Origin of the sequence: Microvirga sp. GCM10011540 (genome assembly GCF_042650665.1) — a bacterium.
Taxonomy (GTDB): domain Bacteria; phylum Pseudomonadota; class Alphaproteobacteria; order Rhizobiales; family Beijerinckiaceae; genus Microvirga; species Microvirga lenta.
In genome coordinates this window covers 50,316-57,664 of record NZ_JBHSBQ010000135.1, presented here as the reverse complement: position 1 = coordinate 57,664, position 7,349 = coordinate 50,316, and the positions used below count along the sequence as shown (strand labels likewise).

The 7,349-nt window shown below is 69.0% G+C and carries 7 protein-coding genes; 4 read left to right on the top strand and 3 right to left on the bottom strand.

Annotated elements, in window-relative coordinates; translation table 11 throughout:
• The 4 genes from ACFOYU_RS20575 to pdeM all read left to right on the top strand — a co-directional run.
• Positions 1–191 (top strand): hypothetical protein (locus ACFOYU_RS20575; protein WP_377035048.1); only part of this gene is annotated, 191 nt, incomplete at its 5' end.
• Between the two features lie 49 nt (positions 192–240).
• Positions 241–1,206 carry a methyltransferase domain-containing protein gene (locus tag ACFOYU_RS20570; RefSeq protein WP_377035047.1) on the top strand — a complete coding sequence of 322 codons (966 nt, stop codon included), beginning with the start codon at positions 241–243 and terminating at the stop codon, positions 1,204–1,206.
• A gap of 66 nt (positions 1,207–1,272) precedes the next feature.
• Entirely contained in the window at positions 1,273–3,777 is a 2,505-nt protein-coding gene (locus ACFOYU_RS20565) for a ligase-associated DNA damage response DEXH box helicase (RefSeq protein WP_377035046.1), read from the top strand.
• Positions 3,774–4,475: a ligase-associated DNA damage response endonuclease PdeM gene (gene pdeM / locus ACFOYU_RS20560; protein WP_226740103.1), complete on the top strand. Its 702-nt coding sequence runs from the start codon at positions 3,774–3,776 to the stop codon at positions 4,473–4,475. Before ACFOYU_RS20565 ends, pdeM begins: the two co-directional genes overlap by 4 nt.
• 9 nt (positions 4,476–4,484) lie before the next feature.
• Here the strand turns inward: pdeM and ACFOYU_RS20555 are convergent, their stop codons facing one another.
• The 3 genes from ACFOYU_RS20555 to ACFOYU_RS20545 form a co-directional block, all read right to left on the bottom strand.
• Complete coding sequence (locus ACFOYU_RS20555) at positions 4,485–5,465, bottom strand: nitrilase family protein (RefSeq protein ID WP_377035045.1); 981 nt, start codon at positions 5,463–5,465, stop codon at positions 4,485–4,487.
• A 100-nt stretch (positions 5,466–5,565) separates the two neighbouring features.
• A complete protein-coding gene (locus tag ACFOYU_RS20550) occupies positions 5,566–6,327 on the bottom strand; it encodes a TIGR02186 family protein (protein ID WP_226740099.1) in 762 nt (253 codons plus the stop codon).
• Positions 6,324–7,253, bottom strand: coding sequence for a sulfite exporter TauE/SafE family protein (locus ACFOYU_RS20545; RefSeq protein ID WP_226740097.1), 930 nt, complete (start codon positions 7,251–7,253; stop codon positions 6,324–6,326). Before ACFOYU_RS20545 ends, ACFOYU_RS20550 begins: the two co-directional genes overlap by 4 nt.
• Positions 7,254–7,349 lie beyond the last annotated feature (96 nt).

The following is a 7,349-nucleotide window of genomic DNA, read 5'->3' as shown; positions in this document are numbered from 1 at the left end:
GCGACGGACCTCTTTACGGTCTCCCGCGCGAATGGGAGGGCCCGCTGCTCACCTATCGCGGCGGCCGCCTCGCGATTGCGCAGGATCAGGAAGGCCGGGAGATCCCCGACACCTTCCGGCGTCAGGCGGCGCAGCCGGGACAGGGGCCATACGGCGGCGGACAAGGACGCCAGCGGCGAATGGCGGGGTAGGGGCGGGGACCTGTGGGTTCCGCTCGCCCCGCATGGCGCGGAGACGTCATTGACAGCCCTGTCTCTCTCCCCCAATGGCAAGGCCATGCCGCTGACCTCGACCCACCGCTCCTCAGGCGATCTTCGCGCCGACCGCCGTTACGAATATGCCCGCGCCGCCTTCGACGAGAAGGATTTCGAGGCCGCGGCCGATCTGGCGCGGCAGGTGCTGGAGATCGCCCCGGACTTCGCGGCGGCCCACGCCCTGCTGGGGCGGGCAGCGGCCGCGCTGAGGCAGGACGGGGAGGCGGTCGCCGCCTTGCGCAGGGCGCTGGAACTGGAACCCGACGATGCCCTCGGCGTGCGCCTCGATCTCGCGAGGCTCGGAGCCCTGCCGCCCGACGAGGCGATCTCCGACGGCTACGTGCGGGCGCTCTTCGACGAATACGCCCCGAACTTCGACCGGCACCTGACCGGCAACCTGGCCTATCGCGGGCCGGAACTCATCGCCGATGCGCTGCGGCGGGCCTGCGCCGTGCGCACGCGGCCCTCCCGGTTCGGTCCGGCCCTCGATCTCGGCTGCGGCACCGGGCTCATGGCGCAGGCCCTGGAAGGGTCCTGCGAAAGGATCGAAGGCGTCGACCTCTCGCCTCTCATGCTGGAGAAGGCGCGCCGGACGAAGCTCTACGACGGCCTGCACGAGGGCGAGCTCGTGGCCTTCCTGGCGGGCCGGACGGATGCCGAAGCCGATCTCGTCCTGGCGGCGGACGTGTTCGTCTACATGGCGGCGCTCGATGCGGGGTTCCGGGAGGCGCGCCGGGTTCTGCGGCCGGGGGGCCTCTTCGCCTTCACGGTCCAGGCTCACGAGGGCGAGGGCTACGTTCTGGGCGAGGACGCCCGCTATGCCCACGGCCAGGCCTATCTGCGCGGCCTCGCGGCGCGAACGGGCTTCGCGGTCGTGCTGATCGAGAGCGTCTCGACCCGGCAGGACAGGGGCCGCCCCGTTCCCGGGCTTCTGGCCGTGCTGGAGCGCTAGGGAAGCAGTCCCGGCCGATCGCAGCCACATGGCGAAATGCCGAAAGCAGCCTATGTTCTAGGACGCATGTCCAAAGCGTCCGCGTCCCTCCCTGCCGTATTCCGCCACTGGTTCGAAAGCCGTGGCTGGGCGCCGCACAAGCATCAGCTCGAACTGCTGAAGAAGGCCCGGGGCGGCACGTCCGTGCTGCTCGTCGCCCCCACGGGCGCGGGCAAGACGCTGGCGGGCTTCCTGCCGAGCCTCGTGGAGCTGGCGGAGCGGGGGGGCGGGAAGGGGCGGGAGAAACGCGCGCTCCACACCCTCTACATCTCGCCCCTCAAGGCGCTCGCCACCGACGTCGCCCGCAATCTCGAAACGCCCGTCCAGGAGATGGGGCTGCCCATCCGCGTCGAGACGCGCACGGGCGATACCCCGGCCCACAAGCGGGCGCGGCAGATCGAGCGGCCGCCCGACATCCTGCTCACCACGCCCGAGCAACTGGCCCTGCTGCTCGCCCACCGGGAGGCGCGGGAGCTGTTCAAGGATTTGCGCCGGGTGGTGCTGGACGAGCTGCATTCCCTCGTCACGTCCAAGCGCGGCGATCTGCTCTCGCTGGGGCTGGCGCGCCTCTTCGCCATGGCGCCGCAGCTCACGGCCGTGGGGCTGTCCGCCACGGTTCGGGAGCCGGACGACCTGCGGCGCTATCTGGCGCCGCAAAGGGAAGGGGCGGACAACCTCGCCGATCTCGTGGTGGTGCAGGGCGGGGCGCGGCCCGACATCCGCATGATGGAGCTCGACGAGCGCCTGCCGCTCGCCGGCCACACGGCGTCCCTGTCGATGCCGGCGATCTACGATCTCATCCGGCGGCACAGGACCACCCTGGTCTTCGTCAACACGCGCCTTCAGGCCGAGTATACGTTCCAGGAGCTGTGGAAGCTCAACGACGACAGCCTGCCCATCGCGCTCCACCACGGCTCCCTCGACGTGTCGCAGCGGCGCCGGGTCGAGGAGGCGATGATCGCCGGAAAGCTCAAGGCGGTGGTCTGCACCGCCACCCTCGATCTCGGCATCGACTGGGGCGACGTGGACCTCGTGGTGAATGTTGGCGCGCCGAAGGGAGCGTCGCGCATCATGCAGCGCATCGGCCGCTCCAACCACCGCATGGACGAGCCGTCGAAGGCCTATCTGGTCCCGGCGAACCGCTTCGAGATCCTGGAATGCCGCGCGGCGCTGGATGCGGTGCACGAGGCGGCGCAGGACACGCCCGATGCCCGCGTGGGCGCCCTCGACGTGCTGTGCCAGCACATCCTCGGCATGGCCTGCGCCGATCCCTTCCGCCTGGAGGAGCTCTACGAGGAAATCCGCTCGGCCGCCCCTTATGCGAACCTCGCCTGGGAGGATTTCGAGGCCGCCGTCGCCTTCGTGGCGACGGGCGGCTATGCGCTGCGGGCCTATGAGCGCTTCGCCAAGATCGTGAAGGGCGAGGACGGGCTCTGGCGCGTGCGCGACGCCCGGGTGGCGCAGCAATACCGCCTGAACGTGGGCACCATCGTCGAATCCACCATGATCAAGGTCCGGGTCGGCAGCAAGCCGCGTGCGAGACCGGGAACCGTGCTGCCGCGCGGGCGCATCCTGGGCGAGATCGAGGAGTACTTCGCCGAGACGCTGACGCCGGGCGACACCTTTCTCTTCGCCGGCGAGGTGCTGCGCTTCGAGGGCATCCACGAGGACGAGGTGATCGCGACCCGCACCTCCGCCGGGACCGAGCCGAAGATCCCGGCCTATGACGGCGGCAAGTTTCCGCTCTCCACCTTCCTCGCCGCGAGGGTGCGCGAGCTTCTCGCCGATCCGTTCGAATGGGACCGGCTGCCGCCGCAGATGACGGAATGGCTCCTGCAGCAGCGCCGCCGCTCGGTGGTGCCGGGGCCGCGCGATCTCCTGGTCGAGACCTTTCCCCGGCAGAACCGCTTCTACATGACCTGTTTCCCCTTCGAGGGCAGGCCCGCGCACCAGACGCTCGGGATGCTGCTGACCCGCCGCCTGGAGCGGGCCGGGCTCAAGCCCCTGGGATTCGTGGCGAACGATTACGGCCTCGCGGTCTACGCTTCCGGCGACATCGCCGCCCGCGCCGCGCGCCGCCCCGATTTCATGGACGAACTCTTCTCGGAGGACATGCTCGGCGACGACCTGGAGGACTGGCTCGCCGAGTCCGCCCTGATGAAGCGCACCTTCCGGCAATGCGCGGTCATCGCCGGTCTCATCGAGCGGCGCTTTCCGGGCCAGGAGAAGACCGGCCGCCAGGTCACGGTCTCCACCGATCTGGTCTACGACGTGCTGCGCAAGCACGAGCCGGACCATGTGCTTTTACGCGCCGCGCGGGCGGATGCGGCAACGGGACTCCTCGACGTGAGGCGCCTCGGCATGTTGCTTCAGCGCATCCGGGGGCGAATCATCCACAAGCCGCTCGACCGGGTTTCTCCTTTGAGCGTCTCCGTCATGCTGGAGATCGGCCGCGAGCGCGTCTATAGCGACAACGCGGACGAGATTCTGGCCGAGGCGGAAGCAGCGCTTCTCGACGAGGCTTTGGCGTGACGGCTTTGCTCAAGAACAAACAGACAACATGCGAAATCGGGCTCTCGGGGCTCGCGGCGGTTCTCGATCTCACGGGAGCCATGTACGTCCCCGAGCACGATGCGCTGCTGGTCGCCGACCTTCATTTCGAGAAGGGCTCCTCCTTCGCGAGGCGCGGCATGATGCTGCCGCCCTACGACACGCGGGAGACGCTGAACGCCCTGTCCGAGGCCGTCCTCCGCTACGATCCGCGCACCGTCGTCGCGCTGGGCGACAGTTTCCACGACATCGGCGGCCCCGACCGCCTGGGCGACGAGGAGCGGGCGACGCTGGCAAAGGTCCAGAGCGGCCGCGACTGGGTCTGGGTCACCGGCAACCATGACCGGATCCTGCCCGAGAGCATCGGCGGCGAGGTGGTCGAGGAGATGGAGCTCGGGCCGCTCACCCTGCGCCATGAACCGATGGAGGGAGCCCGGGCCGAGATCGCCGGCCATCTCCATCCGGTCGGCAAGGTGGTGATGCGCGGCCGCTCGACCCGGCGCCGGTGCTTCCTGACGGACGGCGCGCGCTGCGTCATGCCGGCGCTCGGCGCCTATGCGGGAGGGTTGAACGCCTGCGACGCCGCGTTCAAGCCGCTCTTCCCCAACGGCTTCACGGCCCATCTCATCGGCACCGAGCGGATCTTCGCCATCGCGAAAGCGATGCTCTGCCGGGACTGAGCCGCCGCTTCAGGCCTTCGCCGGCTTCGCGACCGGGGCTACCGAGAACCGCGCCTGCCTCGGGGCGAGTTCGTGGCCCTGCGGCTGGGTGAGGAGGCCGTAGAGGTCGGGGCGGCGCCCGCGGATCCAGCGGCGGCCCGTGGCCAGCGGCAGGAGGCCGAGGTCGAGATCGGCGACGACGAGCATGTCCTGCGCCTTCCAGGTCTCGGCCACGATCCGTCCGTAGCAGTCGATGATCATGGCGTTGCCGGTGCGGACCTCGCCGTCATCCTCGCCGACGCCGTTGCTGAACAGCAGAAAATAGCCGTTGTCGTGCGCCCGGGCCGGGAGCCAGCGCATCAGCCATTCCCGTCCTTTCGGTCCGCGGAACTCGGCCTCGATGGCCTCCGGGTCCTCGTGCCGGTTCTCCCAGAGCGCGGGGTCGATCAGCCCCATGGCCTGGGGGCTGCGGGAGTGGCAGCCGCCGGTCTGGTGCGGGGCCATGACGATGTCCGCGCCCAGGAGCGCCGTGGCGCGGGCGTTCTCCACGAGGTTGTTGTCCCAGCAGATCAGCACCCCGACCCGGACGCCCCAGGGGGTGTCGAAGACCGTGTAGCTGTCCCCGCTCGAAATGTCGTCGCTCTCGAAGGCGTGGAGCTTGCGGTGGCGGTGAACCTCGCCGTTGGGCAGGCACACCACATAGGTGTTGAAGAGCCGTCCGTCCTCCGCGCGCTCGATCAGCCCGACCCCGATGGCCATGCCGTATCGGGCCGAGAGCCTGGCGACGGCCCGGGTGGAGGGACCTGACGGCACGGGCTCGGCCAGCTCTTCCAGTTGTCCCCGGCCGAGATTGCGCACATGCCAGTAGCCGGTCAGGCACATTTCCGGAAAGGCCAGGATCTTCACGTGCTGCGCGGCCGCCTCGCCGCAGAAGCGTTCCACCACGGACAGGTTGTAGGCCTTGTCGTTCGCCCTGTGATGGAACTGCACCGTCCCGCACGTCAACGTCATCGCACCGTCTTCCGCTCGGCCGTGCCGACAGGGCGGCAACCGGCTTCCGCCGAGAGGCTACAGGCGTTCGCGGCCGCCGTGAAGAGCGGCCGTCCGCGCCTCAATCCCTGCGGAAGATCACGTTCGCGCCCCATCCGAAGAACACCGCGAGGAGGGCGGTCGCGAGACCGTAGAACAGGCTCCAGTCGCGGGCGACCTCGCCGACCTGCTGCTCGAACCCGGTCTTCACCAGCTCGAAATTCGTGGTGGTGCGGGCCAGGATCACCGTATCGGCGAGGAGAAGGACCTCGACCTCGTAGTTGCCGGGCGGGGCCGTCGCGGGCAGGGGGATGCTGGCGCGGAAGATGCTCGGCGTCATGAAGGTCACGCCGCGCTCGTCCTCCAGATAAAGCCCTTCCTCCTCCTTGAGGCGGTAGAGCGCCTCGCGGAACGGCCGGTCCGCTCCTTCCCGGGTGTTGGTGAAGTCCGGCGCGCCGATGATGGCGTCCAGGCCGACCTTCTGGCGCTGGCGCAATTGCGGGCTCGTGATCTCCTCCACCGGCCGGGAGGTGAGGACGCTCAGATAGGACGGCGCCGTGGGAAACTTCTGCTGTTCCTGGTTGATCCAGACCGGCCCGATCGGCTCCTTTTCGCGGACGACGAGATACTGGCTCGGGCCGCGCACCGTCACCACCACGTCGTAGGGCGTGGCGCGGGCGACGGTCTGCGCATCGCGCTCGATCGCGCCGAACACGGCGATGGAGGTGCCGGTGTAGTTGGAATTGATCAGCACCCGGTGGTTGGACAGGGACGTGATCAGGGTCTCGGCCGAAGCGGGACCGAGGCCGAGGACGAGGAGCAGGAGACCGAGAAGCGCCCTCATTCGCGCGCCTCCTGCACGGCGATGGAGAAGAGCTCGTCGGGCTCGACCACCAGCTCCATGGCGAAGCGCAATCCCACCGCGAGGAGCAGCAGGGCGAGGAGGAAGCGGAACAGCTCGGCCCGCAGGTAGCGGCCCGCCCGCGCGCCGAACTGCGCGCCGAAGACGCCGCCCACGATGAGCAGGATCGCCAGGACGATGTCCACGGCCTGGTTGGCCACCGCGTGGAGGATGAGCGAGACGAGGGTCGTGCAGACGATCTGGAACTGGGACGTGCCGACGACGACACCGGTCGGCACGCGGAAGACGTAGAGCAGCGCGGGCACCAGGATGAAGCCGCCGCCGATGCCGAGCAGGGCTCCGGCGAAGCCGATGAACAGGGCCAGTCCCAGGATCGGGATCACGCTGGCATAGAGCTTCGAGCGGTAGAAGCGGATGCGCAGCGGCAAGCCGAGATAGGAGGCGTGTTCGCCCGCCTTGCGCCGCAGGCGCACGGACCCGCCCTTGCGCTTCGTCCAGAACTCCCTGACGCTCTCCTTCAGCATCAGGCTTCCGACCACGGTGAACAACGTCACGTAGGAGATGACGATGACGAGGTCGAGCTGGCCCGCCCGGCGGGCGGCCGCGAAGGACCAGACGCCCAGCGCCGAGCCGACGAGGCCCCCGGCCACCAGGATCCCTCCCAGCTTGAAGTCGAGGGCCTTGCGGCGCAGGGCCCCGAGCGCGCTGGTGGTGGAGGAGGCGACGATCTGCGCCGACTGGGTCGCCACGGCCACCGCCGGCGGGATCCCGAGAAAGATCAGGAGCGGCGTCATGAGAAAGCCGCCCCCGATTCCGAACAGGCCCGAGATGAAGCCGACCGCCGCACCCATACCTAGAATCAGGAGAACGCTCACGGGCATTTCGGCGATAGGCAAATAAATTTGCACCCCGGTTCCCCTATGGCCGGTGCAGCCGGTTCGTGTTCAGGACATCGTGTGACGCGACTTTAGAAATCGTGTCTGAATGAATGCTGACAACCTGTC

Excerpts from the sequence above, each read along its gene's own strand:
- ACFOYU_RS20565 (WP_377035046.1), top strand. The coding sequence starts at position 1,273 with ATGTCCAAAGCGTCCGCGTCCCTCCCTGCCGTATTCCGCCACTGGTTC.
- ACFOYU_RS20555 (WP_377035045.1), bottom strand. The coding sequence starts at position 5,465 with ATGACGTTGACGTGCGGGACGGTGCAGTTCCATCACAGGGCGAACGAC.
- ACFOYU_RS20550 (WP_226740099.1), bottom strand. The coding sequence starts at position 6,327 with ATGAGGGCGCTTCTCGGTCTCCTGCTCCTCGTCCTCGGCCTCGGTCCC.